This is a genomic window from Candidatus Nitrosotalea sp. FS, from assembly GCF_011319475.1.
Taxonomy (GTDB): Archaea; Thermoproteota; Nitrososphaeria; order Nitrososphaerales; family Nitrosopumilaceae; genus Nitrosotalea.
This window is the reverse complement of the sequence record NZ_RCMC01000141.1, coordinates 1-770: the sequence shown is the minus strand read 5'-3', so window position 1 is coordinate 770 and position 770 is coordinate 1. Positions and strand designations below refer to the sequence as shown.

The window sequence follows — 770 nt, the reverse complement described above, 5'->3', positions numbered from 1 at the left end:
GGCTGTCAAGGAGATGAAATTGCCACTTGCCAAAGAGATTGAGAATGCTATATCAGAGGAGGTTGAAAACCATGGCAACTGACGATGTAACATTACGCAAAGCGGTAAGGAAGATAGTCAAGAAGGATAAGGCAAAAAAGAATAGGCTCGATAATTTTGACAGGACCGAGTTTGCAAAACAAGTACGAGACAAGTCATTTTGGATTGAAGACGAAGTGGAGCACCAGCAGCAGATGGTAGCGACAGATGGTAAGTGTTGCTTCTGGCATATTATTGGACTTCCAGAGAAAAAACACTTGGTTGGAAAGAGAGAAGAAGATGGGAGAGAGATTATTGAAACAAAAAAACATGATATCTACGATTATGAGATCGAGGTCTATGACGCCATAATGGCAAACCGATATGTGAGAATCAAAAAGGCAACTGGGATTGGCATTACGACGTTTATTCTGGGACTGATGATATATCTCTGCGTAAAAGACGACGAGTTAAAGGGAGAAGAGATGAGCATTGTCACTGGACCTAGACTGGACCTTGCGAGCTATGTGCTAAGTAGACTTGTGCGCCTGCTTGTTAATACAGACTATAGGCCTAAACAATCAGGAGATGACGTGTGGATTAACGGCTGCAGAATCACCGCATACCCGTCTCAGACATTTGACGATGCACGAGGCCTAGACAAGTGCAGGTTCTTTTTTGTTGATGAAGCAGATTTCTTTAACAAGTCAGACATAGTGCCCGTCATGACTGTACTTGAAAGATATGAAGCA

1 protein-coding gene is annotated in these 770 nt (G+C 42.7%); it reads left to right on the top strand.

Going from position 1 to position 770, the window contains the following annotated elements; translation table 11 throughout:
* Window positions 1–71: 71 nt before the first annotated feature.
* Window positions 72–770: hypothetical protein (locus tag DYY66_RS05030; protein ID WP_166286748.1), on the top strand; the 699-nt coding region annotated here is incomplete at its 3' end.